A 645-nucleotide genomic window follows, 5' to 3' on the forward strand; every position below is an offset into this window, starting at 1 on the left:
GTACTTGCACTAGTTGAAGCAGAAGTACTTGCTGATGTGCTTGCACTAGTTGAAGCACTTGTTGATGCTGAAGTACTAGCTGATGTAGAAGCACTTGTTGATGCCAAAGTACTTGCCGAAGTACTTGCGCTTGTTGATGCCGATGTACTTGCGCTTGTAGAAGCACTAGTTGAAGCAGATGTACTTGCACTAGTTGAAGCACTTGTTGAAGCTGAAGTACTTGCGCTAGTTGAAGCACTTGTACTTGCTGAAGTTGAAGCACTTGTTGAAGCCGAAGTACTAGCTGAAGTTGAAGCGCTTGTTGATGCCGATGTACTTGCACTAGTTGAAGCACTTGTTGATCCAGATGTGCTTGCACTTGTTGAAGCCGATGTACTTGCACTAGTTGAAGCAGAAGTACTTGCTGATGTGCTGGCGCTTGTAGATGCCGATGTACTTGCACTAGTTGAAGCAGAAGTACTTGCCGATGTACTTGCTGAAGTAGAAGCACTTGTTGATGCCGATGTACTAGCTGATGTAGAAGCACTTGTTGATGCCGATGTACTTGCACTAGTTGAAGCACTTGTAGATGCGCTTGTTGATGCTGAAGTACTAGCTGATGTAGATGCACTAGTTGAAGCACTTGTACTTGCTGATGTCGAAGCA

General features: G+C 44.8%; 1 protein-coding gene. It reads left to right on the plus strand.

Annotated features, from left to right (window positions below; all coding sequences use genetic code 11):
• A partial coding sequence (locus EUBIFOR_RS13195) for a hypothetical protein (protein ID WP_003866345.1) occupies window positions 1-645 on the plus strand: 645 nt, incomplete at both ends.

The organism is Holdemanella biformis DSM 3989, assembly GCF_000156655.1.
Taxonomy (GTDB): Bacteria; Bacillota_I; Bacilli_A; order Erysipelotrichales; family Erysipelotrichaceae; genus Holdemanella; species Holdemanella biformis.